24 protein-coding genes are annotated in these 23754 nt (G+C 64.0%); 14 read left to right on the forward strand and 10 right to left on the reverse strand.

The genetic code is table 11. The features are described from left to right. Positions 1–406 precede the first annotated feature (406 nt). The gene (locus ACZ1JW_RS16480; RefSeq protein ID WP_465141358.1) at positions 407–1177 is read right to left on the reverse strand and encodes a double zinc ribbon domain-containing protein; all 771 of its coding nucleotides are present in this window, start codon (positions 1175–1177) and stop codon (positions 407–409) included. Positions 1178–1239: 62 nt separating this feature from the next. On the opposite strand from ACZ1JW_RS16480, the gene ACZ1JW_RS16485 reads away from it, so the two are divergent. Beyond that, positions 1240–2028 carry a class I SAM-dependent methyltransferase gene (locus tag ACZ1JW_RS16485; protein ID WP_465141359.1) on the forward strand — a complete coding sequence of 263 codons (789 nt, stop codon included), beginning with the start codon at positions 1240–1242 and terminating at the stop codon, positions 2026–2028. A gap of 57 nt (positions 2029–2085) precedes the next feature. Here the strand turns inward: ACZ1JW_RS16485 and ppdK are convergent, their stop codons facing one another. The 3 genes from ppdK to ACZ1JW_RS16500 form a co-directional block, all read right to left on the reverse strand. After that, complete coding sequence (gene ppdK / locus ACZ1JW_RS16490) at positions 2086–4749, reverse strand: pyruvate, phosphate dikinase (protein WP_465141360.1); 2664 nt, start codon at positions 4747–4749, stop codon at positions 2086–2088. Between the two features lie 64 nt (positions 4750–4813). Beyond that, on the reverse strand, positions 4814–7156 hold the full coding sequence (gene glyS, locus ACZ1JW_RS16495; RefSeq protein WP_465141361.1) for a glycine--tRNA ligase subunit beta: 2343 nt from the start codon (positions 7154–7156) through the stop codon (positions 4814–4816). Continuing rightward, positions 7153–8058 carry a glycine--tRNA ligase subunit alpha gene (locus ACZ1JW_RS16500; protein WP_465125669.1) on the reverse strand — a complete coding sequence of 302 codons (906 nt, stop codon included), beginning with the start codon at positions 8056–8058 and terminating at the stop codon, positions 7153–7155. Before ACZ1JW_RS16500 ends, glyS begins: the two co-directional genes overlap by 4 nt. 141 nt (positions 8059–8199) lie before the next feature. Here ACZ1JW_RS16500 and ACZ1JW_RS16505 point away from each other — a divergent pair, with 141 nt between their 5' ends. The 7 genes from ACZ1JW_RS16505 (at position 8200) to pth (ending at position 12940) form a co-directional block, all read left to right on the forward strand. After that, positions 8200–8403 (forward strand): helix-turn-helix transcriptional regulator, encoded by a 204-nt coding sequence (locus ACZ1JW_RS16505; protein ID WP_039331181.1) that lies wholly within the window; start codon positions 8200–8202, stop codon positions 8401–8403. Beyond that, positions 8381–9040: a hypothetical protein gene (locus ACZ1JW_RS16510; RefSeq protein WP_465141362.1), complete on the forward strand. Its 660-nt coding sequence runs from the start codon at positions 8381–8383 to the stop codon at positions 9038–9040. Before ACZ1JW_RS16505 ends, ACZ1JW_RS16510 begins: the two co-directional genes overlap by 23 nt. A gap of 58 nt (positions 9041–9098) precedes the next feature. Next, complete coding sequence (locus ACZ1JW_RS16515) at positions 9099–10016, forward strand: TraB/GumN family protein (protein WP_465141363.1); 918 nt, start codon at positions 9099–9101, stop codon at positions 10014–10016. Then, entirely contained in the window at positions 10013–10930 is a 918-nt protein-coding gene (locus ACZ1JW_RS16520) for a TraB/GumN family protein (RefSeq protein ID WP_465141364.1), read from the forward strand. The genes ACZ1JW_RS16515 and ACZ1JW_RS16520 overlap by 4 nt, the downstream gene beginning before the upstream one ends. A 32-nt stretch (positions 10931–10962) precedes the next feature. After that, the gene (locus ACZ1JW_RS16525; RefSeq protein ID WP_465141365.1) at positions 10963–11289 is read left to right on the forward strand and encodes a hypothetical protein; all 327 of its coding nucleotides are present in this window, start codon (positions 10963–10965) and stop codon (positions 11287–11289) included. Positions 11290–11427: 138 nt separating this feature from the next. Next, positions 11428–12033, forward strand: coding sequence for a 50S ribosomal protein L25/general stress protein Ctc (locus ACZ1JW_RS16530; RefSeq protein ID WP_465141366.1), 606 nt, complete (start codon positions 11428–11430; stop codon positions 12031–12033). Positions 12034–12370: 337 nt separating this feature from the next. Continuing rightward, the gene (pth, locus tag ACZ1JW_RS16535) at positions 12371–12940 is read left to right on the forward strand and encodes an aminoacyl-tRNA hydrolase (RefSeq protein ID WP_465125664.1); all 570 of its coding nucleotides are present in this window, start codon (positions 12371–12373) and stop codon (positions 12938–12940) included. 249 nt (positions 12941–13189) lie between these two features. On the opposite strand, the gene ACZ1JW_RS16540 is transcribed toward pth, so the two are convergent. Then, on the reverse strand, positions 13190–13486 hold the full coding sequence (locus ACZ1JW_RS16540; RefSeq protein WP_465142827.1) for a hypothetical protein: 297 nt from the start codon (positions 13484–13486) through the stop codon (positions 13190–13192). A 1-nt stretch (position 13487) separates the two neighbouring features. Between ACZ1JW_RS16540 and ACZ1JW_RS16545 the strand changes: the two genes are divergently transcribed. Beyond that, complete coding sequence (locus tag ACZ1JW_RS16545) at positions 13488–13550, forward strand: hypothetical protein (protein WP_465142799.1); 63 nt, start codon at positions 13488–13490, stop codon at positions 13548–13550. A 16-nt stretch (positions 13551–13566) separates the two neighbouring features. Here ACZ1JW_RS16545 and ACZ1JW_RS16550 read toward each other — a convergent pair whose 3' ends face one another. Then, on the reverse strand, positions 13567–15081 hold the full coding sequence (locus ACZ1JW_RS16550; protein WP_465141367.1) for a tetratricopeptide repeat protein: 1515 nt from the start codon (positions 15079–15081) through the stop codon (positions 13567–13569). Between the two features lie 184 nt (positions 15082–15265). Between ACZ1JW_RS16550 and ACZ1JW_RS16555 the strand changes: the two genes are divergently transcribed. Then, positions 15266–15994, forward strand: a complete 729-nt coding sequence (locus ACZ1JW_RS16555; RefSeq protein WP_465141368.1) for a cistern family PEP-CTERM protein — start codon at positions 15266–15268, stop codon at positions 15992–15994. Between the two features lie 60 nt (positions 15995–16054). Here the strand turns inward: ACZ1JW_RS16555 and ACZ1JW_RS16560 are convergent, their stop codons facing one another. Then, positions 16055–17560: a tetratricopeptide repeat protein gene (locus ACZ1JW_RS16560; protein ID WP_465141369.1), complete on the reverse strand. Its 1506-nt coding sequence runs from the start codon at positions 17558–17560 to the stop codon at positions 16055–16057. Between the two features lie 113 nt (positions 17561–17673). On the opposite strand from ACZ1JW_RS16560, the gene ychF reads away from it, so the two are divergent. Further along, positions 17674–18774, forward strand: coding sequence for a redox-regulated ATPase YchF (gene ychF / locus ACZ1JW_RS16565; protein ID WP_465141370.1), 1101 nt, complete (start codon positions 17674–17676; stop codon positions 18772–18774). Positions 18775–18777: 3 nt separating this feature from the next. Here the strand turns inward: ychF and ACZ1JW_RS16570 are convergent, their stop codons facing one another. Next, positions 18778–19173, reverse strand: a complete 396-nt coding sequence (locus ACZ1JW_RS16570) for a MerR family transcriptional regulator (protein WP_465141371.1) — start codon at positions 19171–19173, stop codon at positions 18778–18780. A gap of 44 nt (positions 19174–19217) precedes the next feature. On the opposite strand from ACZ1JW_RS16570, the gene ACZ1JW_RS16575 reads away from it, so the two are divergent. The 3 genes from ACZ1JW_RS16575 (at position 19218) to ACZ1JW_RS16585 (ending at position 21351) form a co-directional block, all read left to right on the forward strand. Continuing rightward, a complete protein-coding gene (locus ACZ1JW_RS16575) occupies positions 19218–19979 on the forward strand; it encodes a MauE/DoxX family redox-associated membrane protein (RefSeq protein ID WP_465141372.1) in 762 nt (253 codons plus the stop codon). A gap of 66 nt (positions 19980–20045) precedes the next feature. Then, entirely contained in the window at positions 20046–20849 is an 804-nt protein-coding gene (locus tag ACZ1JW_RS16580) for a DUF1206 domain-containing protein (protein WP_465141373.1), read from the forward strand. A 43-nt stretch (positions 20850–20892) separates the two neighbouring features. Next, complete coding sequence (locus tag ACZ1JW_RS16585; protein ID WP_465125656.1) at positions 20893–21351, forward strand: MaoC family dehydratase; 459 nt, start codon at positions 20893–20895, stop codon at positions 21349–21351. 4 nt (positions 21352–21355) lie between these two features. On the opposite strand, the gene ACZ1JW_RS16590 is transcribed toward ACZ1JW_RS16585, so the two are convergent. Next, on the reverse strand, positions 21356–21856 hold the full coding sequence (locus ACZ1JW_RS16590) for a hypothetical protein (protein ID WP_465141374.1): 501 nt from the start codon (positions 21854–21856) through the stop codon (positions 21356–21358). After that, positions 21856–23652: a DNA mismatch repair endonuclease MutL gene (gene mutL / locus ACZ1JW_RS16595; protein WP_465141375.1), complete on the reverse strand. Its 1797-nt coding sequence runs from the start codon at positions 23650–23652 to the stop codon at positions 21856–21858. Before mutL ends, ACZ1JW_RS16590 begins: the two co-directional genes overlap by 1 nt. Positions 23653–23754 lie beyond the last annotated feature (102 nt).

Genomic DNA, 23754 nt, shown 5'->3' on the forward strand with positions numbered 1-23754 from the left:
GATGGTTTGCGCCTTTCCACTCCGCCCGATCGTGGCGGATTTGTTGCAGGATAACCACACAAGGTCTCAAAATCCACCCGCGCAGCACAATCTGCTTCCGTCCCCGGCATGAATGGGTGATGAAGCGTCAGCGGCTTGAGGGAGCCGCGAACTGAACGGCCAGCTTCCAAGAAGCGGCAGTGCATGACGCGCCAATGTTCAGGGACACACGATGAGGGGCCGGTCGGCTGCCTCGCTGCAGGCCCAAAGGGGCCGCGCGAAGCGCCTTCCGGAAGGTGAGGGAAAAGGCGGGACGGTCAGGGGGCCGTCACTATCGCGAAACACGCGAACGCCCGCAGAAATTCGTCACGATGGCGCCCGGGACCTTGCGGTTCCGGGCGTTTCGTTTGTGGTCTTGCCACGCAATTCAGTCCTGCAATTCGACTCGTTCCCGCAAGGCATCCAGCGCTTCATCCAGAACCCGGGCGAAACACGCGATGCGCACCTGCGCCACGCCTGCCTTGCGCAGAGCGATGATGCACGCGTCGGTCGTGGCGCCGCTGGTCATGACGTCATCGACCAGCAGAACATTGCAGCCCTTCAGCAAAGCGCTCCGCCCCGGATGCGGCGCAATCGCGCCCCGCAGGACCCTGGCGCGGGCGGAGCGATTCAGGCCTCCGAGCGAAGGCGTCGGTCGGGTGCGGACGAGGCCATCGACGACGAGACGCTGGCCGGTGAGGCGCGCCACTTCGCGGGCGAGCAAGGCCGACTGGTTGAAGCCGCGGCGCATCAGCCGCCAGCGATGCAGCGGCACGGGAACTATCAGCCAGTTTCCCTTGAGCGTCGGCAAGCGCTGCGCAATCATCCGCGCCATCATCGGGACAAGACCGATGCGCCGGCCATGCTTGAGCGCAAGGACGAGCGCGCGGGACGGGTCGTTGTAGAGCGTGGCGGCGGCGATTCCGGCATGGCGGGGCGGCTCGGCCATGCAGGGCGCGCAGACCAGCTCGGCCTCGTGGCCGTGATCTTCCCCCAACGGCCGCTGGCACAGCGAGCAGCAAGTGCCCGACGGCACCGCAAGGCCATGCCAGCACGTATGGCACAGGCCACCATGCGATGCGACGGGTCCGCCGCAGAGCGGGCAGCGCGGTGGAAAGACGAAGTCCACGACGGGCGTCAGGGCGGCAGAAATCCTCACGCGACGATCCTCGCACGATTGCCCCCCTTGGCAAGACGCCCGGACATGGGCAGTGCCCGGAAATGGCCAGCACTCCCCCCGTTATTTTCGCTCCGGAACGGCGCAATGCTCTGCGTCGCCGGATGGCACGGCTCCAGAGCCAGCCAGACGCACCCCGATACTTGATCGAGGACATGGCCGACGATGTGCTCGACCGGCTTTCCTTTCTCCGTCACGAACCGAGTCGCGCTCTGGTCGTGGGCGACTGGACCGGAACCGTTGCGCAGAGCCTGAGAGGCAGTGGCGCGTCAGTCGATGAACGCGATCCGGCGCTTGGGGCGGCTCCGCTGAACGAGGAAGCGCCCTATTCCGAGGGCGGCTTCGACTTCATCGCGACCCTCGGCACGCTGGACACTGTCAACGACCTGCCCGGCGCGCTGGTGCATCTGCGGCGTGCGCTGGCCGATGGCGGGCTGATGATCGCCAGCTTCATTGGCGCAGGATCGCTCCCAGCATTGCGGGCGATCATGCTGGAAGCCGATGGCGAGCGCCCTTCCCCGCGCGTGCATCCGATGGTCGACGTGCGCGCCGGCGGACAATTGCTCCAGCGCGCCGGCTTTGCCGATCCGGTGATCGACAGCCATCACATCGATGTGCGCTTCCGCTCGCTCGACGGAATGATCGCGGACTTGCGCGCTCAAGGACTGGGCAACTGCCTTGCCCGGCCGGGTACGCCGCTAGGCAAGACCGCCCTCGCCCGCGCCAAGGCAGCCTTCACCGCGCGGACGGAAGCCGATGGCAAGGTGACCGAGCGGTTCGAGATCCTGACGCTCAGCGGATGGGCAAAGGCGCTTCGCCCGCCCAAGTTCTGATCTGGCCGGACAGGCCATGTTGGAGTGTTTCCCCGGGGAAACACTCCAAATAGGTTATCAGGCCAACGCCGCCTGTGCCGCTGCCAGCCTTGCGATCGGCACGCGGTAGGGGCTGGCGGAGACGTAATCGAGGCCGGTCTTCTCGCAGAAAGCGATCGAGGCCGGGTCACCGCCATGCTCGCCGCAGATGCCGAGCTTGAGGTCGGGCCGGGTCTTGCGGCCACGCTCTGCCGCCAGTTCGACCAGCTGGCCGACGCCCTCGATATCGAGGCTGACGAACGGATCGCGCGGGTAGATGCCCTGATCGACGTAAGGGTTGAGGAAGCGCGCAGCGTCGTCGCGGCTCACGCCGAGCGTCGTCTGGGTCAAGTCATTGGTACCAAACGAGAAAAACTTCGCTTCCTCGGCAATCTCACCCGCCATCAGCGCAGCGCGCGGCAGTTCGATCATGGTGCCGACCATGTATTCGAGCGTCCGCCCCTTCTCGGCGAAGACTTCAAGCGCCACGCGGTCGACCAGCGCGCGCAGGATCTCAAGTTCCTTTCGCGTGGCGACGAGCGGGATCATCACTTCGGGAATCGGCGCATCGCCGCTCTTGTCGGCAACGTCGCAGGCCGCTTCGAAGATGGCGCGGGCCTGCATCTCGTAGATTTCAGGGAAGGTGATGCCGAGGCGGCAGCCGCGGTGGCCAAGCATCGGGTTGAATTCGTGGAGTTCCCCGGCGCGGCGCTTGAGGTGCTCGACGCCAAGCCCGGTGGCTTCGGCAAGTTCGGCGAACTCGGCATCGGCGTGGGGCAGGAATTCGTGCAGCGGCGGATCGAGCAGGCGGATCGTAACGGGCAGGCCCGCCATGACCTCGAAGATCGACTGGAAGTCGCTGCGCTGTTCGGGGAGCAGCTTGGCAAGGGCAGCGCGGCGGCCCTTCTCGTCTTCGGCGAGGATCATCTGGCGCACCGCGCTGATGCGGCCCGCTTCGAAGAACATGTGCTCGGTGCGGCACAGGCCGATGCCTTCGGCGCCGAACTGGCGGGCGACCTGGCAATCGAGCGGGGTTTCGGCGTTGGTGCGCACCTTCATGCGGCGGTGCTTGTCCGCCCAGACCATGAGCGTGCCGAAATCACCGACGAGTTCAGGCTCCACGGTGGGGACGAGACCCGCCATGACATCGCCATTCGAGCCATCGAGGGTGATGACATCGCCCTCCTTGATCTCGCGATTGCCGATCTTTGCAGTGCGGCTGGCCATGTCGATCGAGACACCCGAAGCGCCCGAGACGCAAGGGCGGCCCATGCCGCGTGCGACCACGGCGGCGTGGCTGGTCATGCCGCCACGTGCGGTCAGGATGCCCTTGGCGGCGTGCATGCCGTGGATGTCCTCTGGCGAGGTTTCCACGCGGACGAGGATTACCGCGTCGCCACGCTCGGCGCGCGCCTGCGCGGTATCGGCATCGAACACCACCGCGCCCGAAGCCGCGCCGGGCGATGCCGGAAGACCCTTGGTCAGCACATCACGCACCGCCTTGGGATCGAGCGTGGGGTGGAGCAACTGGTCCAACGCCATCGGATCGATGCGCTTGATTGCGGTGGCCTCGTCGATCAGGCCTTCGCCGACCATGTCGACCGCCATCTTGAGCGCGGCCTTGGCGGTGCGCTTGCCCGAGCGGGTCTGCAGCATCCACAGCTTGCCCTGCTCGACGGTGAACTCGATGTCTTGCATGTCCTTATAGTGCTTTTCGAGCAGCTCGAACACGGCGGCGAGTTCGGCGTATGCATCAGGCATCGCCTCTTCCATCGACAGCGGCTTGGCCCCTGCCCGCTCGCGCGCGGCGAGCGTCAGGTACTGCGGGGTGCGAATGCCGGCAACGACGTCTTCGCCCTGGGCATTGACCAGCCATTCGCCGTAGTACGCCTTCTCGCCGGTGGCCGGATCGCGGGTGAAGGCGACGCCGGTGGCCGAGGTTTCGCCCATGTTGCCGAAGACCATGGCCTGCACGTTGACGGCGGTGCCCCAGTCATGCGGAATGTCGTTGAGCTTGCGATAGACCTTGGCGCGGTCGCTCTCCCAAGAGTCGAACACGGCGCCGATCGCGCCCCAGAGCTGTTCGTGAACGTCCTGCGGGAACGGACGGCCGAGCTGGTCTGCGACGATGGCCTTGTATTCGCCGACGAGCGCCTGCCAGTGCTCGGCACCCAATTCGACATCGTTGAAGAAGCCGTTGTCTTCCTTGACGATTTCCAGTGCGTCCTCGAACCGGTGATGGTCGAGCCCAAGCACCACGTCGGAATACATCTGGATGAAGCGGCGGTAGCTGTCCCAGGCGAAGCGCGGGTCGCCCGAGCCTGCGGCAAGGCCCTCGACCGTCTCATCATTCAGGCCGAGGTTGAGCACGGTGTCCATCATGCCCGGCATCGAGACGCGCGCGCCCGAGCGGACCGAGACGAGCAGCGGGTTGGCGGCATCGCCGAAGGTGCGGCCGGTGGCCTTCTCGATATGCGCAACGCCATTGGCGACGCCTGCGCGCAGGGCATCGTCAAAGGTCTTGCCGCTGGCGTTGTAGGCGGTGCAGACTTCGGTGCTGATGGTGAAGCCCGGAGGCACCGGCAGGCCGATCCCGGCCATCTCGGCAAGGTTCGCACCCTTGCCGCCGACGATGGTCTTGTCCTTGGCGCGCGCGTCCGAAGACACTGCACCGCCGCCGAAATGGAATACGTATGCGCTCATTTCGCCACCGAGGCTCCCTGCGTCAGTCTGTTCTTGCCGGATAGGGCCGGATTCGGCCCGCTCCTTACCCTTCTATGCGCGAAAAGTCCGCAACTTTGTGCACTGCAGCACGGAAACGGTCAAGCAAGGCGAGACGACTTGAACGTTTGTTAGCGTCCGCGTCATTGACGGTCACGTGTTCGAAGAAGGCATCGATGGGGCCGCGCAAGCTGGCGAGTGCGGCCATGGCGGCGGTGAAGTCTTCCGCAGCAATGGCGCTGTCGGCCTGCGGCTCGGCAGCGTTCAGCGCATCGACCAGCGCCTGTTCGGCGAGCTCGCGGGCGTATTCCGCATCGGCGGCTTCGTACACTTCCTTCTTGAGGATATTGGCGGCGCGCTTGTAGCCTGCGAGCAGGTTCACGCCGTCCTCGGTGCCGACGAAGGCCTGCAGCGCGTGGACGCGGGCGAGCAGGCGGACGAGATCGTCCTCGCCGCCAAGGGCGAAGACGGCGTCGATCAGGTCGTGGCGAACGCCTGCTTCGCGTTGCTGGACTTTGAGGCGGTCGACTAAGAAGGCGAATACTTGCGGATACTGGACTTCATAATCCAGCAGCGCAAGCGAAGCGTCGCGTTCTGCCTCGTCGAAAAGCTGAAGCTCATTCATGTGCGATTGCCAGATCTGTTCGCGGCGCGACACCTGCTCCATGGAAGCCAACTTGTTGTCCAAAGCACCGAGATCAGCCAACTCTGCCTGATGACGCGCAAGCAGAGTCTCCCGCCGCGCGTTGGATTTGATCGATGCTTCGTTGATGAGCTGTCTTCCTGCACCAATTACTGCCTGACTGACCGACGGCAGGTTGTTCGCAATCAGTAAAGCATTAACCCCGATCGCGGCTCGGCGGAGAGCGAACGGATCTTTCGAACCCGTTGGCCTTTCGTCGATTGCGAAGAAGCCTAGGAGCGTATCCAGCTTATCCGCGAGCGCTACCGCAACCGTAACTGGAGCCGTGGGCACCTTGCCCCACTGACCGACCGGCTCATAGTGATCGCGAATGGCGTCGGCCACGGCGTCAGGCAGGCCTTCGGCGCGGGCGTAGTAGCCGCCCATCAGGCCCTGGAGTTCGGGGAATTCGCCGACCATCTCGGTGACGAGATCAGCCTTGCACAGGCGGGCGGCGAGTTCGGCTTGGTCTGCCAGTTCCTCTTTCGTCACCCTCGCGGAGGCGGGGGTCCACTCTGGCGCGGCGCCTGCCGCTGGATTCCCGCCTCCGCGGGAATGACGAAGGTTTTGGTTGGCGAGTTCAGGCGTTACTATGCCTTCTTCCACCAGCCAGCGGGCCAGCTTGGCGACGCGTTCGACCTTGTCGGCCACGGTGCCGAGCTTTTCGTGGAAGGTGATGCGCGAGAGCTTCTGCGCCTGTTCGGCCAGCGGCTTCTTCTTGTCCTGCTCCCCGAAGAAGCGGGCATCGGAGAGGCGCGCAGCGAGGACCTTGCGGTTGCCGTCGACGATGGCGGCGCCGCCGTCCTTCGCCTCGATATTCGCGGTGCAGACGAAGGCGTTGGCGAGCTTTCCGGCGCTGTCGCGGCAGATGAAGTACTTCTGGTTGACGCGGGCGGTGAGCTGGATGACTTCGGGGGGCACGTCGAGGAAAGCCTCGTCGAAGCGTCCCAACAAGGGCACCGGCCATTCGGTGAGGCCGGCGTTCTCGATCACCAGACCTTCGTCCTCGACCAGCACCAGACCAGCGGCTTGCGCCACAGCCTTGGCCTTCTCGCGCACCATCGCCTCGCGTTCGACATGGTCGACGATGACGTGGCAGGCGCGCAGCTTTTCGGCGTAGTCGTTCGCACTGCCGATGGTGATTTCACCCGGGCAGTGGAAGCGGTGGCCGCGTGTGGCGTAGCCGGACTTCACAGCCCCGATCTCGCATTCCACCAGATCCTCGCCAAGGATGGCGACGATGCCGGAGAGCGGGCGCACCCAGCGCAGTGATTCGGTAGAGAGCGAGGCGGCGCCCCAGCGCTGGCTCTTGGGCCAGGGGAAGGCGCGGATGATCGCGGGGATGGCTTCGGCGAGCACGTCCCTGGTGGCGCGGCCGGGCTTTTCGGTGACGGCGAACCAGACGCCATCGCGCTCGGTCAGCTGATCCTTGGTCAGGCGGGTCTTGCGCAGGAAGCCTTCGAGAGCCTGTTCAGGCGCGGTGGTCTTCGGGCCCTTGGTTTCCTCGGATACGGCCTCAGTCGCCAGCGGCAGGTCGCGGGCGATCAGCGCGAGACGGCGCGGGGTGGACCAGACGGTGATCTCGCCCGCCTTGAGGCCAGCGGCGTCAAGCTGCTTGCGGAACAGCTTTTCCAGATCGGTGCGGGCACCGGCCTGCATGCGGGCCGGGATTTCCTCGCTGCGCAGTTCGAGAAGGAAATCGGTCACTTGCTCCACTCCGGGTACTTGGCCGCCCACTGATCGGCGTTCTTTTCCATGTAGGCCTCGCACGAGCCGCGGGCGAGATCGCGCACGCGGCCCATGTAGCTGGCGCGTTCCTGCACCGAGATCACGCCGCGTGCCTGCAACAGGTTGAACAGGTGGCTGGCCTCGATCGCCTGCTCATAAGCGGCGATGGGCACGCCTGCTTCAAGGCTGCGGACGCATTCGGCTTCGGCGCGGCGGAAGCCTTCGAACAGGCTGTCGGTATCGGCGACTTCGAAGTTCCACTTCGACATCTGCTTCTCGTTCTCGAGAAACACCTCGCCGTAGGTGACGCCGTGATTGTTGAAGGCGAGGTCATAGACGTTGTCGACGCCCTGGATGTACATGGCGAGGCGTTCGAGGCCGTAGGTCAGCTCGCCAGCGACGGGCTTGCAATCGAAGCCGCCCATCTGCTGGAAGTAGGTGAACTGGGTGACTTCCATGCCATCGCACCACACTTCCCAGCCGAGGCCCCATGCACCGAGCGTGGGGGATTCCCAGTCGTCTTCCACGAAGCGGATATCGTGGACCAGCGGGTCGATGCCGATCTCGACCAGCGACTGCAGGTAGAGCTCCTGCAGGTTCTCAGGGCTTGGCTTCAGGATGACTTGATACTGGTAGTAGTGCTGCAGGCGATTGGGGTTTTCACCATAGCGGCCGTCGGTGGGGCGGCGGCAGGGCTGCACGAAGGCGGCGTTCCATGGCTCTGGCCCCAAGGCGCGCAGGGTGGTGGCGGTGTGGAAGGTCCCTGCCCCCATGCGCATGTCATAGGGCTGGAGGATCAGGCAGCCCTGTTCGCTCCAAAAGCTGTGGAGGCGCAGGATCATGTCCTGTAGGCTGAGGGGCTTGAGTTTGGTGTCGGCCATGGTCGCGCGGCTTTGGCCGATGAGGGCCGCCAAATCAACCGGGAAGCGGCGCTTTTGCATTCATGTCAGGTTATCTTGACATAGTCAACGAATCGCGACATATTGTCAGCATAACCTGACATATGGACAGGTCAGCATGACATGAACAACCGATTGAGAGTTTTGCGCGCGGAGCGGCAGTGGAGCCAGGCCGACCTTGCCCTCAAGCTCGACGTGTCCCGCCAGGCGGTGAACGCGATCGAGACGGGCAAGCACGACCCTTCGCTCCCCCTCGCCTTCCGCATCGCGCGCCTGTTCCAGCTTCGTATCGAGGAGATCTTCGATGATGGTTTCCAACATGACTGACGATCAGATTGACCCACCGGCCATGAGCTTCGGCAAGCTCGCCCTGCGCATGTTCGGCGCGACTGTCGGCGCAGTGTTCTTTTCCGGAGCGACGGCGGGCCTGATCGATGCGTTTGGCAAGGAAGCGCAGGTCAAGCCGATTGGCTGGGTCATAATGGCCGTTTTCGCCAGCCTCACGCTTGCCGCATTCTGGTTCGCATGGGTCAGCGTGCGGCGCTATTACCGGGAGAACGGCCCGCTCTCGCCGCGCGCGCGACGCGCCACGATCAGCGCAGCCCTCGCCTGCGGCATTGGTCTGGTCACAGGCGCGTGGATGAGCTTTGCGGGCGATGCGCCGGATCAGCCCTTCGACATTGCCAAGGGCCCTCTACCTGCAGGCGTGGCCGCAGCGTTGATCGCGGTGATCGTTCTCGTCATCGCGCCGGTGACTTGGTTCTGGCACCGCAACATCGACGAGCATGAGGAACAGTCCTATCGCAGCGGAGCCCTGATCGGCCTCTATTTCTACAGCGCTGCCGCACCGATCTGGTGGCTGGGCCATCGCGGGGGTTTCCTGCCCGAGGCGGACGGCGTGACGATCTACCTCGCCACGATGGCGGTGTGGGGCGTGGTCTGGTTCCGCCAGCGCCATCTCTGACGCCTTTTCGAATCCCTTCATTCCCCTGCAACCTGTTTCCGGGCAAAAGGAGCAACCCATGAAACGCGCCTATCGCACCTTCACCGCCGCCATTGCGCTGGCCGCCTTTGCCTTTACCGGCTCGGTTCATGCCGAAGCTCCTGCAGCAAAGCCTGCAGCTGCGGCACCTGCGCCGAAGCAATTGAAGCCTGCGCTGTGGAAAGTCGCCGATGCTGACACCACGATCTACCTGTTCGGCACGATCCATGCGCTGCCCAAGGGCTTGGTCTGGCTCGATGGGCCGGTGGGCAAGGCGCTCGACAGTTCGGGCGAGTTGATCACCGAGATTCCGGAGGTTCCCGCGGCCGAGCAGCAGAAGACGGTCCTGGCGCTGGGCCTGCTGAAGGGCGAAACGCTGCGTTCGATGATGCCGGATGCTGACCGGGTGGCCTATGAAGCGCTGCTGACGAAGCTGAAGATTCCGGCAGAGGCGTTTGATCCGATGGAGCCGTGGCTTGCAGGGATTACGCTGGGCGTGATGCCTTATGCGATGGCGGGGTATGGCGCGGACGATGGCGTAGAAGCCGTGCTGCGCAAGGCGGCGGTGGCCAAAGGCAAGAAGCTGGGTGCACTCGAGACGGTCGATTACCAGCTTGGCCTGTTCGACCAGTTGCCGCGCGAGGCGCAACTCAAGTTCCTTGGGGAAGCGGTGCGCGATTTCGACAAGAGCTTTGGCATCATCGGCACGATGACCGACGAGTGGGGCTCGGGCGATCCGGAGGGGCTCGGCAAGCTGATGAACGAGCAGATGGACGATCCCGAGCTTGCCGATACGCTGCTTTATCAGCGCAACCGGAACTGGGCTTCTTGGATCGCAAAGCGGCTCGACCAGCCCGGCACGGTGTTCATCGCGGTGGGCGCTGGCCACCTGGCCGGGACGCAGAGCGTGCAGGACCTGCTGAAGGCGCAAGGCTTCGCCTCAACCCGCGTGCAATGACTAACTTCACCCGCTTCCTTCCCCGCCTGTTGTGGGCCATCGTTCCGGCGCTACTGCTGGGCATGGTCATGGCGTGGATGGAGCGCGGGAAGACTGCGCCCGAGCCGGACACGCGGGTCGCGCTCTGGCAGATCGAGGACAAGACCGGGGCGGTGCGCGGCTATCTGTTCGGCACCGTCCATGCCTTGCCACCACAAGTGAAGTGGCTGCGGCCTGCAGTGGGCGAGGCGCTGGCGCGGTCGGACCGGCTGGTGCTAGAGATTGCCGAGCCGCTGGACCAGAAGACGGCGGGGGATGCGCTGGCGGATCTTGCCGGGACCGAAGGCCTGCCTCCGCCTTCGCAACGCCTTGCGCCTGCGTATCGGGCGAAACTGGCCGAGGTCTATCGCAAGCTTGGCCTTTCCGATGCGGACTTTGCCGATACTGAAAGCTGGGCGGTAGCGCTGCAGCTTGCCGCCATTGCGGGGCAGAAGGCCGGGGCCGACCCTGACAGTGGCGCAGAGCCTGCCTTGCGCAAGCTGGCGGCGGGCAAACCGGTCGCAGGGTTCGAGACGATCCACAGCCAGTTCGGCGTGTTCGACGCCCTCCCCCCGCGCCAGCAGCAGGTGCTGCTGCAGGAAGTGACGGTGGAAGCGGCGAGCAACAAGGACGAGGAGGCCGACATGGTCGCGCTATGGCTGCGCGGCGATGATCTGGGGATCGCGCGGGAGGCGAACGAGGGGTTCCTTGCCGACGCAGGTTTGCATCAGGCGCTGCTGACCGACCGCAACCGCAATTGGGCGGACCAGTTGGATGCGATGCTCAAGGCGGGCGCAAAGCCTTTCGTGGCCGTGGGCGCGGCGCATCTGGCAGGCACGGACAGTCTGCAACGCCTGATGATGGCGCGTGGGTGGACAATCAGGCGGGTGCCTTGAGGGAAACCGAACTCAGTGAGAGTAGCCTTCGGATGACAAATATTCTTTTTGATGACGAAATGTCTGGTCATGACTCCCGGTTTGATAAGTTAGAAATTGATCCCGTAACCCAAACCGTTACCGTGATTTTTCATAGCTATAGTACATTCCAGTCGCGCGATCGGATCCCCGTAAAAGTGATTTTTTCAGAGGTAACTTCCGTCAATACGATTCTCGACTTCAAAGAAATTGCCAGCCACCGAGCCCCTGGAAATGTAAATCATTGGCACATTTCCGAAGGGCCGGGAGTTTCATACATCTACTTGTGTGGTGGGTGCATCGCCATCACCTCTTCCGCACCACCGCAGTTGGTGGATTGAGAAAGTCCGAACATCCTCAAAACCTCCAACCCTTGCATTTCCCGGCAAACCCGGTAAGGGCCGCCGCTTCCCTGTCATGGTCATCCCTGGAGGCGTGGCGGAGGAAGTGTGTTTAAATATAGCTGAAGGTACTGACACATGAGCGAAACGCTTAACCTGTCGGCCGAGACGCGCGATCGGGCTGGCAAGGGAGCCTCCCGTGCACTGCGTCGCGAAGGCCGCACCCCCGCCGTGATCTATGGCGGCAACGAAGAACCCATCGCGATCCATCTTGAAGAAAAGGCGCTCAACAAGGCGCTGGGCACCGGCCACTTCTTCAACTCGGTCGTCGAGCTCGCGGTCGGTGGCAAGACCATCCGTACCCTGCCCAAGGACGTCGCCTTCCACCCGGTGACCGACCGTCCGCAGCACGCAGACTTTCTGCGCGTTTCGAAGGACTCGGTCGTGCACGTGGACGTGCCGGTGGCCTTCATCAACGAGGAGAAGTCGCCCGGCCTCAAGAAGGGCGGCATTCTCAACGTCGTCCGCCACGAGCTGGAAATGATCTGCTCGCCTGACGCGATCCCCGACGACATCATCGTCGACGTTTCGGGCTACGAAGTTGGCGATTCGATCCACATCAGCGCCGTCACCCTGCCCGCAGGCGTGAAGCCCGCGATCACCGACCGCGATTTCACCATCGCGACGATCGTGGCTCCCTCCTCGCTGAAGAGCGAAGAAGGCGACACCACCAAGGACGCCTGATCGGCATCCTTGCCGCCTGCCTTGGCAGGCGCGTGAAAAAGAAGCCCCTTCCGTTTCGTGCGGGAGGGGTTCTTTTTTTCAGCTTCCCGTGCGGGATGCTTCGACAAGCTCAGCATGAGCGGGGTTGTGGGATGATAGCTTCCGTCCCCACCCCGCTCGTCCTGAGCTTGTCGAAGGACGTCGACCAAGCGCGGGATGCTTCGACAGGCTCAGCATGAGCGGGTGAATCTCGCTTTCTGACCAACGCCGCTCATCCTGAGCCTGTCGAAGGATATTGGCACAGGCGCCCCATCCGCTATCAGGCCCTGCAAACGCCTGTCAAAGGAACCGCAAAGACATGCAACTCTGGGTCGGCCTCGGTAATCCCGGACCGCAGTATGCGCTGCACCGTCACAACGTTGGCTTCATGGCGCTCGACACGATCGCTGAGGTGCACGGCTTCGGGCCGGTGCAGAAGAAGTTTCAGGGCTGGCTGCAGGAAGGCAGGATCGGCAACCAGAAGGTCCTGCTGCTCAAGCCCGCCACGTTCATGAACGAGAGCGGCCGTTCGGTGGGCGAGGCGATGCGGTTCTACAAGCTCGGGATCGACGCGCTGACCGTGTTCCACGACGAGCTCGACCTTGCCCCGTTCAAGGTGAAGGTGAAGCAGGGCGGCGGCACCGCGGGCCACAACGGGCTGCGTTCGATCGACCAGCACCTCGGCGCCGATTTCCGCCGCGTGCGCCTAGGTATCGGGCATCCGGGGCACAAGGACCGTGTCACCGGCTACGTGCTCGGACCGTTCGCCAAGGCGGAACAGGACGATCTGGTCGACATGCTGGGAGCCGTAGCCTCCGAAGCAAGCTGGCTGGCCACGAAAGATGACATTCGTTTCATGAACGACGTGGCGCTGCGCCAGCAGAATTGAGCGCGGGGAAACAATCGGGAAACGCAATTCGTCGCTCCGCCTTACAGAGCTGCAAATCTACTCTTTCATTAACGATCTAACCCCCTGATATTTATAATTTGGCATCACTTTTGCAGAGCATTGAGCAGACCGTGATTAACCAACGGGGGTTTAGATGAACATTCGCTCAATCGTTATCGCTGCAACAGCCTTGGCAGGACTTTCTGCAGCAACGCCGGCCAACGCGCTCTGGTTGTTCAAGCACAAGCACTACTGCAACTGCGGACACAGCGGCGGGTCCAGCCTGTGCGGCGGTACAACGACCTCGGGTGGCAGCACGACCTCGGGTGGCACCACGACCTCGGGTGGCACCACGACCTCGGGCGGTACGACAACGACTTCGGGTGGCACCACGACAACGTCGGGTGGCACCACGACAACTTCGGGTGGTACTACAACCACTTCGGGAGGCACGACGACGACGAGCGGCGGGACCACCACCAGTTCCGGCGGAACGACGACCTCTTCGGGCGGCACTCCCATTCCGGAACCGGGAATGCTTGGCATGATGGCTCTTGGCCTGATTGGCGTCGGCTATGCCCGTTCGCGCAGGATCAAGCCGCGCGCCTGATCGGAGACGACCGGTATCAGGTCCCTTCGCGCACCTGATACCGCGCAAGCGCGCGCCGGAACACGACATTGTCCGGCGCAGCTTCGCTCGCCTGCCGAAGCAGGGCCACGGCTGTTGCGCCATCGCGCCCTGCTCTCGCCCGGACGAGTCCGGCCATATAGGCCGTATCGGGATCTTCGGGCGTCAGGGCGCGCGCCCTGTCCGCCGCCCGGATCGCATCGTCAGCCTTGCCGGAATGACTCAGGGCCAGAGCAAGGCGCTTCATCACCTCGGCGTCCTCGCCCATCTGGGCCAACTGGCCATAGGCCTCGGCGGCCGCACCCCAGTCTTCCCGGGCCAGCGCTGCCTGCCCCTGCTCGGACAACTTCCGGGAAAGCCCCTGCTGCGCCGCCGCAATCCTCGCACGGATTACTCCTGCTTCAGGAAGTCCTGCCGCCTTGGCCGCCTTGGCCGCTAGGTCGAGTTCGCGTGGCCCGGCCATCGTGCTCCTTGCCAGCGGCCAGACCGTGGCAAAGGCCGAACGGGCATCACCCGTCGCCAGTTGGGCTTCGGCCAGCATCATTCTTGAAAAGGGGTTGTTGGGCGATCGTGTCAGCGCGCGCTGGAACATCGCGCGTGCCTGTTCAGGATGCCCGGTGCGCAGCATGGCCTCGGCATAGCTGAGGCCGTTGGCCGAAAGCGGATCGAGATTGCGCTCGTCTCTGGCCAACAGGTCCCGCACTTTCTCCCATTCGCCTTTCATCGCCGCAAACTGCACCTTGAGATCGCGCACCCGAACGTCATCGGGCGCAACGGAGGCCGCGCGCAGCGTCATCGCGATTGCGTCGTCCAGCTTGCCTTCAAGATCGAATAGCGTTGCCCGGGCAATCAAGGGATCGGGCACGCGCGGATATCGTGAGGCGGCCTTTTCCAGATAGCTGTGCGCCTCTGCATAACGCCCGCGGCGCGAGGCAATGTCGGCCCCCAGCATAAGAGCGTCGAAGCCGTCCGGCTGCAGGCGCGAGAGCGCCGCCACCTGCTGCGCCGCACCGTCCAGATCCTGTGAATCAATCAGAAACCGAGCATAGTCGCGCAGGAGCAGTGCATTCGCGCCAGCATCGGCTCCTCTGCGTAGCGCCGCAAGCGCGCCGACTGCGTCCTGCTTCTGAATAAGAGCAGCGGCACGGACGCGCTCGGCATCCGGCGTCCGGTCAGCACCGAGCAAGGCCAGCGCCTCTTCGGCATTGCCGCGCAGCAGACTGGCCTCCGCCCTGATCCGCGAAAGCTCGGGTCCAGTAACCCCTGCCTGCTCGAGCCGCGATGCAGTGGCCGCCGCGCCATCGCCATCACCGAGTTGCAGCTGCACCTGGGCCAGCAGGCGGAGCACCGCGGGATCATCGCCTTTTTCGGCCAGCGCTGCAGCAAGATCGACCCGCGCTGCGGCGAGTTCCATTCCGGCAATTTCGCGCCGGGCACGGTCCAGCCGATCACCGGCGTCTTCACCGCATGCCGAAAGCGCAAGGAGCAAGGCAAGAGCATGATGCGATCTCATGCCGGTGCTTTTGCCAGCGAGCACTGAATCTTTGGTGAAAGGGCCTTGGGAAAAAGCAGCGTGGCTGTCGGAAAAGCTTACGCTCGCAATATCGTTAATCATTACAAATGGCTGAAATCCGCAATTGGCACAGGCATTGCTTTCGTAACGATTAACCGAATTTCGGTTCATGGGAGCAGAATCGATGACCCTCAGGAAAGTTCTTGCCGGCCTTGCTGCCAGCGCGGCCATGGCGGTCGCATCACCCGCTTTTGCAGATTCCGTGACGCTCGGCTCGGGCGACATCGGCACAAGCTTCTCGCTCAACTACAACGGTTTCTCGAATGGCACGACCATCGACGGCCTCACCGGTTCGACCACGTTCAAGCTGACCGGCGTTTCGGGCAACGACTACACGTTCGATTACAGCGTGGCGAACACCAGTTCGTCGCCGGTAACCGACTCGCGCATCTCGAGCTTCGCGTTCAACACCGATCCGAACATCTCGTCAGCCAGCAGCACCGGTGCATTCTCCTACACCACGCTGTCGTCGAACTATCCCAACGGCATCGGCACGGTCGACGTCTGCTTCAAGGACGCACAGACGGGCAGCTGCGCAGGCGGCGGCAGCGGTGGCCTGACGCTCGGCCAGAGCGGCACGGGTTCATTCACGCTGAGCTTCTCGCAGCCGGTCAGCTCGCTGACGCTGAGCGACTTCTATGTGCGCTACCAGTCGATCACCGGCGTTCCCGGCATCAGCTCGGCCAGCGGTTCGGGCACGCTTAGCAGCACGGGCGGCTCCACCGGTGGTTCCACGGGCGGCACGCCGGTTCCCGAGCCGGGCATGCTTGGCCTGCTCGGTGCTGGCCTGGTCGGCCTGGCACTGGCCCGTCGCCGCCAGACGGCACCGCGTCGAATCGCGCTCGCGGCCTGATAGCGAAACGAGGGTTATGGAAGGGGAGCTTGCGCAAGCAGGCTCCCTTTTCGTTTGCGCTCAGCCCTTTTCGGCGCTGCGCAGATGCCCTGCGATGGTTGCGTTGTCCGGAGCCTTGGCCACCGCATCACGCAACAGGGACAGTCCCCGCGAACGGTCCTTGCCGGTCTCGACCAGCAGCCATCCAAGCGTGTCCATAACCGAGGCACTCGTGGGCGCGGCCTTGTAGGCCCGCTCGGCGAACTCCAGCGCCTTGGTCTTGTTGCCTACCATCCCTTGCGCATAGGCCATGTTGTTGAGGACAAGCGGGTTCTTGCCGTCAGTGACGGCGAGCAAGCGCTCGTAGGCGGCAATCGCATTGCCCCAGTTGGACGCTTTCATCGCCGTATCGGCCTGTGCCAGCGTTGCGGCCATGGCCTGCGCAGAGGGGAACTTTGCCTTCTCGGCGAGCTTTGCCGCATCCGGGTCTCCCGAGGCTTCCGCTGCCTTGGCAAGAAGGCGCAAGTCCTCGGCATCAGCGGTCTGTACCTCGGCAAATGGCCGCATCGTCTCGACAGCGCCGCGTGGATCGCCTGCGGCAAGCTGCGCCTTGGCGAGTTCGCGGCGGAGGGTTGCGCTGCCGGGGTTGCGCGTCAGCAGAGGCTGCAGCTTGGCGCGGGCCTGTTCGGGCTGCTTGAGCTGCACAAGGGCCTGCGCGTAGAGCACGGTTGCTTCATCCTTGCCCACGAGCGAGGCTTCGTTGGCCTGAAGCACACTACGTACGGTCTGCCAGTCGCTGCGCGCCGCGGCTGCGCGGGCCTGCAGATAGGCGACCTGCCCACCCCCCTTGACCTCGGCCAGAGCCTTGAGGACGGCGTCCATGTCCTTTGTACGGCCAAGATCGCCCAACACCGCCGCCTTGCCTGCAAGCGCTGCGAGATTGCCGGGGTAGGCATCGACAGCGGCCTCATAGCCTGCGAGCGCCTGCGCCAGACGACCTTCTGCCGTGGCAACTTCGGCATCGGCCAGCAGCGCATCGATTATGCCGGGATCTGCCGCCTTGGCGCGGTCCGCCAGTGCGCGGGCCTGCTTCACATCGCCGCCCATCAGCATGAACCGCGCATAGTCTGACAGCAGCCGCGCATCGGGCTTGCCCGCAGCGCCAGCGGTAAAGGCCTTGGCTGCTCCTTCGCGGTCTTCCTTGGCCATCAGCGCCAGCGCCCGCAGACGCTGCGCAGCAGGTGAAGATTCGCTGCCTAGTGCCGTTAGTGCATCGTCTGGAAGCCCGCGCAGAAGATCGGCCTCGCCCATCAGCAGGGCGAAGTCGGCGGGGCGCTTGCCCTCCGGCAGCTTGGCCAGCGAGGCTTCCGCCGCGATGCCATCACCCATGGCCAGCGCATTGCGCGCGTGGAGTTCGAGCAGCGCAGGGTCTTGCGGACTGGCTTCGAGCGCGGCCGCGAGATCGACTTGCGCCGCGCGATAATCATGCGCCTCGAAGGATCTGTGCGCTCGCTCGGCGCGCTCCTGCGGGCTGTCGGTGCAAGCCGCCAGCAGCAGCGGCAGTGTTAGGAACGCCAGCTTTTTCATCGCAAATCTCTCCACGCGTGAAGCGCTTAGTGCGCCCAATCCCTGAAATTTCCGTGAAGGTTTCCAAATCCACTGCGGCCCGCTAAAGGCGCGGCCAGCCAAGGAGTTTGAAAATGGGTTTTCGTTGCGGGATCGTCGGCCTTCCCAATGTCGGCAAGTCGACGCTGTTCAACGCGCTGACCGAGACGCAGGCCGCGCAGGCCGCGAACTATCCGTTCTGCACGATCGAACCCAACGTCGGAAACGTCGGCGTGCCCGATCCCCGGCTCGACAAGCTGGCGCAGATCGCAGGCAGCCAGAAGATCATCCCGACCCAGCTGGGCTTCGTCGACATCGCAGGGCTCGTACGCGGGGCTTCGAAGGGCGAAGGCCTGGGTAACCAGTTCCTTGGCAACATTCGCGAAGTGGACGCCATCGTCCACGTGCTGCGCTGCTTCGAGAATGATGACATCCAGCACGTCGACAACAAGGTCGATCCGATCTCGGACGCCGAGACGGTCGAGACCGAGCTGATGCTGTCGGACCTCGAAAGCCTCGAAAAGCGCGTTCCTGCGGCCGAGAAGAAGGCCAAGGCAGGCGACAAGGAATCGAAGATCATCGCGTCCGTGCTCGGACAGGCGCTTGAACTGCTGCGCGAAGGCAAGCCCGCACGCCTGACCCAGCCCAAGGACGATGAAGAACTACGGGTGTTCAAGCAGGCGCAGTTGCTGACGGCAAAGCCCGTGCTCTACGTCTGCAATGTCGAGGAAGAGAGCGCAGCGAACGGCAACGCCTTCTCCGCCCGCGTGTTCGAGAAGGCCAAGGCGGAAGGTGCCAATGCCGTGATCGTCTCGGCTGCCATCGAGTCCGAACTGGTGGGCATGGACGCCGAGGAGCGGACCGTGTTCCTCGAGGAGATGGGCCTGCATGAGACCGGCCTCGCCCGCGTCATCCGCTCAGGCTACGATCTGCTGCACCTGATTACGTTCTTCACCGTCGGCCCCAAGGAAGCGCGGGCATGGACCGTGCATCAGGGCGCAAAGGCACCCGAGGCTGCGGGTGAGATCCACTCCGACATGCAGCGCGGCTTCATCCGCGCCGAAACCATCGCCTATGACGATTTCGTCAGCCTCGGCGGTGAAATCGCAGCGCGCGATGCAGGCAAGCTGCGCCAGGAAGGCAAGGAATACGTGGTGAAGGACGGCGACGTCCTCCACTTCAAGTTCAACGTCTGACGGTCAACTCTCGAACGCGGCGATGATCGGGCAAGGCCCCGCATCGCCCATGGCGCATTCGCGGGCGAGCTTGCGCAGTGACTGACGCGCGGTTTCGAGGCGGGCGATTTCCTGATCGATGGCTTCGAGCCGCGTGCGTGCCATCTCGCGGGCGCGGGGCCGGTCGTGCCCGGCATCGAGCGCCAGAAGCTCGGCGATTTCCGAAAGGGTGAAGCCAGCCGCTTGCGCGCTGCGGACAAAGCGCAGGCGGCGCAGGTCTTCGGCGCCGTAGTGCTTCTGCCCCTCCCTCCCAGTGCGGCTGGGTCTGGGATCATCGAGCAGGCCCTTGCGTTGATAGAAGCGCACCGTTTCGACGCCGACGCCTGCGCCCTTGGCGAGTTGCGAGATCGTCATTGCCATACCGCTTGACTCCGTACCATGGTACGCAAGGTATAGGTCTTCGCATGACAAACGAACAGACCCCGAATCGAACCGCCGTGCTGCATCGCATGGTAATGCCCAATCACATCTGCCCCTATGGCGTGAAGGTGAAGCACCTGCTGGAAAGCAAGGGCTACCGCGTGGAGGACCACTGGCTACGCACACGCGAGGAAACCGACGCGTTCAGGGCAGAGCATGGCGTGAAAACGACGCCGCAGGTGTTCATCGATGGCAAGCGCATCGGCGGGCACGACGATACGCGCAGGTTTCTTGGCCTCAAGGTCGCCGATCCCGATGCCGTTAGCTACGTGCCGGTCCTGGCCGTGTTCGCAATTGCCGGAGCGCTGGCGATGGCTGTCAGCTTCGCCGTCTTCTCTACACCATTTACCGGTCGGGCCATCGAGTGGTTTGTCGCCTTCGCCATGGCTCTGCTTGCCATGCTCAAGCTGCAGGACGTCGACCGCTTCGCCACGATGTTCCTCGGCTATGACCTGCTGGCGCGGCGCTGGGTTCCCTACGCCTATCTCTATCCCTTCGGAGAGGCATTGGCCGGCGTGCTGATGGCAGCGCGTGCCTTGCCCTGGCTTTCGATCCCGATTGCCGTGTTCATCGGGACGATCGGGGGCCTGTCAGTGTTCTACGCCGTCTATATCCAGAAGCGTGAACTGAAGTGCGCCTGCGTGGGCGGGTCAGGGCGGGTGCCGCTGGGCTTCGTTTCACTGACAGAGAACGTGGTCATGGTTGCCATGGCACTGTGGATGCTCGCCATGCCCTCGATGGCCTGAGGCCAGACTGCGGCACCGTATCAGCCCTCGCGCGTTCCTCCCCCGTAACGGGAGAGAGGAGCGCGCGTGGTCGACAAGTCCGAGAAGGTGGTGTGGCTGGCGAGGCTAGGCTTTGCCGCGCGCGGGCTGGTCTATGTGTTGCTTGGTTATCTCGCGCTGACCGCACGCAAATCGGATGTCGATGACGGCGCGGGCGATATCTTCCGGGTTCTGCATGCGATACCGGGAGGCTCGTTTGTTCTGGGCGCGGCTGCAGCCGGGCTGGTGGGCTATGCGGTCTATCGCCTGTCGGCGGCGGTGTTCGACATCGAGCGCAAGGGTTCATCTGCCAAAGGCGTCATGCTCCGCATCGGCTATTTCGCCAGCGCGCTGGTGCACTGCGCGATGGCATGGACCGCCGCAAAGATCGCGAGTGGCGCGCGCGATGCGGGCGAGGACCAATCGGCGGAAATGGCGGCAAGCGTCCTCGACGTGCCATTCGGCGAGGCGCTGCTCGGCATTGTCGGTGCGGGACTGGCTGTGGCAGCCGTGTTTCAGGCAAAGACCGCGATCACCGCGCACTTCATGCGCAACGTCTCGTCACGCGCGCCTGCTCCCACGTGCTGGATCGGACGCGCGGGACACGCTGCGCGCGCGGTGGTCATGGCCCTGATCGGTTGGTCCTTGCTGCGGACGGCATGGTTCGGTCGGAGTAGCGAGGTGGTCTCGCTCGGCGGAGCGATCAACGATCTCAGAGAAATGGAAACGGCCTTCCTGCTGATTGCCGCCGGGTTGCTGCTGTTCGGCGTGTTCAGCCTGATCACGGCACGGTACCGGATCATCCCGGACCCTGTACCGGCAACGCGGCGATTGGGCCGCTTCACGCTTTAACCGATCGATTGACATTGCCCGGTGCAACGGCAACGATGGCCTGATGATGTACTTCGAAGATATCGAACCCGGCGCGATCCAGCGCTTCGGAAGCTATGCTGTATCGCGAGAGGAGGTGATCGACTTCGCGTCGAAGTACGATCCGCAGCCGTTCCACCTGAGTGACGAGGCGGCAGCGCAGACACATTTCGGGCGCCTCTCCGCCAGTGGCTGGCACACGTGTGCAATGACCATGGCGATGCTTGTCGAGAACCTCAAGGAGCGCAAGCAGGCCGGGCTTGGCTCGCCGGGACTGGACGAGATACGATGGCTCAAGCCGGTTTACCCCGGCGACACGCTCAGCGTCGAAACCGAGATCGTCGACAAGAAGCGCAGTGCGTCGCGTCCGGAAATGGGCAGCTTCCGCTCGAACGTGCGGGTCTACAATCAGGACGGCGTGGTCGTGATGACGATGAAGTCCATCGGTCTGATCCGCGTGCGGGAGGCCGAAGCGGCGGCCTGACCGTTCAGATCGCCTTGCACTGGACGTCGCCGGTCGCCTCATAGATGGGACGCTCGAAAGCGTCGGTTACCACCATCTTGCCCTTGAACTGCTCTGTCGTCCCCACAGGCGTGACAGGACCAACGGTGGTGAGCGTGACCGCGTTCTCCTTGCCGGTGTAGCGCGAGAAGCTGCCCTTGGGCATCTTGGCCGAACCGGCGTCTGGCGCGAGGACCTGAACGCGATCGCCATACTTGATCACCCCGCGCTTGTCCTGCGCGAGGAACACGGCCCCCAGCCCGCCACCATCGGCGACGAATGCGCAACCGGTGCCGTGCAGCTTGTTCTGCGTGATATCGGGATAGAGGATCGGCTGCAGGTCGAGCGGCTTGATCGGGGGCTTGCCATCCTGCGCAGCGTTGACGGCGGCAATGGCCTCGGCATCGGAAGGCTCTTTTTCGGAGCATGCGGACGCGGCCAGGATTGCCAATGACATCAGGGCGATACGCGAAGATCCGTGCAGCATCACTTTCTCCCGAACAGCTTTTCTATGTCCCCGTGCGCCAGCTTGACCCACGTGGGGCGGCCGTGGTTGCACTGGCCCGAGCGTGGGGTGACTTCCATTTCGCGCAGGAGGGCGTTCATCTCGGTCACCGAAAGCTCACGCCCTGCCCTGACCGAGCCGTGGCAGGCCATGGTGGCGAGGACGAGATCAAGCTTCTCGCCGAGCAGCAAAGCATCGCCGTGGTGCGCCAGATCATCCGCCACATCGGCGACGAGCTTTGCAGGATCGCCCTTGGCCAGCGCTGCGGGGACCGAGCGTACGAGCATGGCGTTGGGGCCGAAGCGTTCGAGGGCGAGGCCGAATTCGGCGAGCTTGGGCGAGGCTTCCTCGAGCCGGTCGCAGGCGACCTCTTCCAGTTCCACCACTTCCGGGATCAGCAGCGCTTGTGCGGGCGCATTGCCCTGCCCTGCTCCGGCAGCGCGCAGACGTTCAAGCACCAGACGCTCGTGCGCGGCGTGCTGGTCTACGATGACAAGGCCATCCTCGGCTTCGGCCACGATATAAGTGTTGGAAATCTGCCCACGAGCGACGCCCAGCGGATGCGTTGCGGCTGCCACGACAGGTTCTGCCGCGACTTCCGCCCGCGCTTGCAGCGGAGCCATGACAGACTGCTCATAGCCACGCCATGCTTGCCCCGCCTCGCTGACGCGAGGTTCGGGACGCCATTGCTGGCCGAACATGCTGCCTTGTGAGGAAGGCGGCGGCGGCGCGATGGGTTCGGCCTGCCAGGCGGCCATGGCGCTCGCCGAGGGGGCCTGAGCGCTGCGCTGATCACCGGTCGACAGCGCGTGGCGGAGGCCGGAGACGATCATGCCGCGCACCAGTGCCGGATCGCGGAAGCGGACTTCGGATTTGGCGGGGTGAACGTTGACGTCAACCTCGCTGGCCGGGACCTGCAGGAACAACGCTAGCACCGCGTGGCGATCGCGCGCCAGCATGTCGGCATAGGCACCACGCACCGCACCGATCAGCAGCCGGTCCTTCACTGGGCGGCCATTGACGAAGAGGTACTGATGATCTGCCACGCCGCGATTGTAGGTGGGCAGGCCCGCTATGCCGGTGAGGTGATAGTCGCCCCGGAACAGGTCGACCTCGACCGAATTGCCGGCCAGTTCGCGGGCAACGAGCTGGGCCACGCGTGCCTCCAGCGTTTCCCCCGCCTGCACGTGGAGCGCGCGGCGGCCATCGTGCTCCAGCGTAAAGCCAAGGTCCGGTCTCGCCATGGCGAGACGGCGGACGACATCAGAAGCAGCCGCCCATTCGGAGCGCGGGCTGCGCAGGAATTTGCGACGGGCCGGGATCTTCTCGAACAGCTGTTCCACCCGCACCCGGGTTCCGGGCGGCAATGCGGCAGGTCCTTCCGCGATCATCGTCCCATTGTCGACCACGCGCTTCCAGCCATCGGCGCTGCCTAGCGGGCGGGATTCGATGGTGACGCGGGCAACCGAGGCTATCGACGGCAGGGCTTCTCCTCGGAATCCGAGCGTTTCGACCATCTCGATGGCCTCGTCGGGAAGCTTGGACGTGGCGTGGCGTTCGAGCGCGAGTTCGATCTCTTCAGGCCGCATGCCACAGCCGTCATCCGAGACTTCGATCATCGCCAGGCCACCCTCGGACAGGCGCACATGGACGTGGCCTGCACCGGCATCAATGGCGTTTTCGACCAGTTCCTTGAGCGCGCTTGCAGGCCGTTCGACCACCTCTCCGGCGGCGATGCGGTTGATCAAAGTTTCAGGAAGGCGGCGGATGACTCGCATGGGTTGAGTGACCCTAGCGCCGAAGCCGATTTATTTCGAGACAAGCGGTGAAGTTATCCGTCCAAAGCCGCACAAACCCATGGGCTTTGCCCGGTTCGCCTG

It is taken from the genome of Novosphingobium sp. BL-A-28-Hi1-0D, from assembly GCF_055521755.1.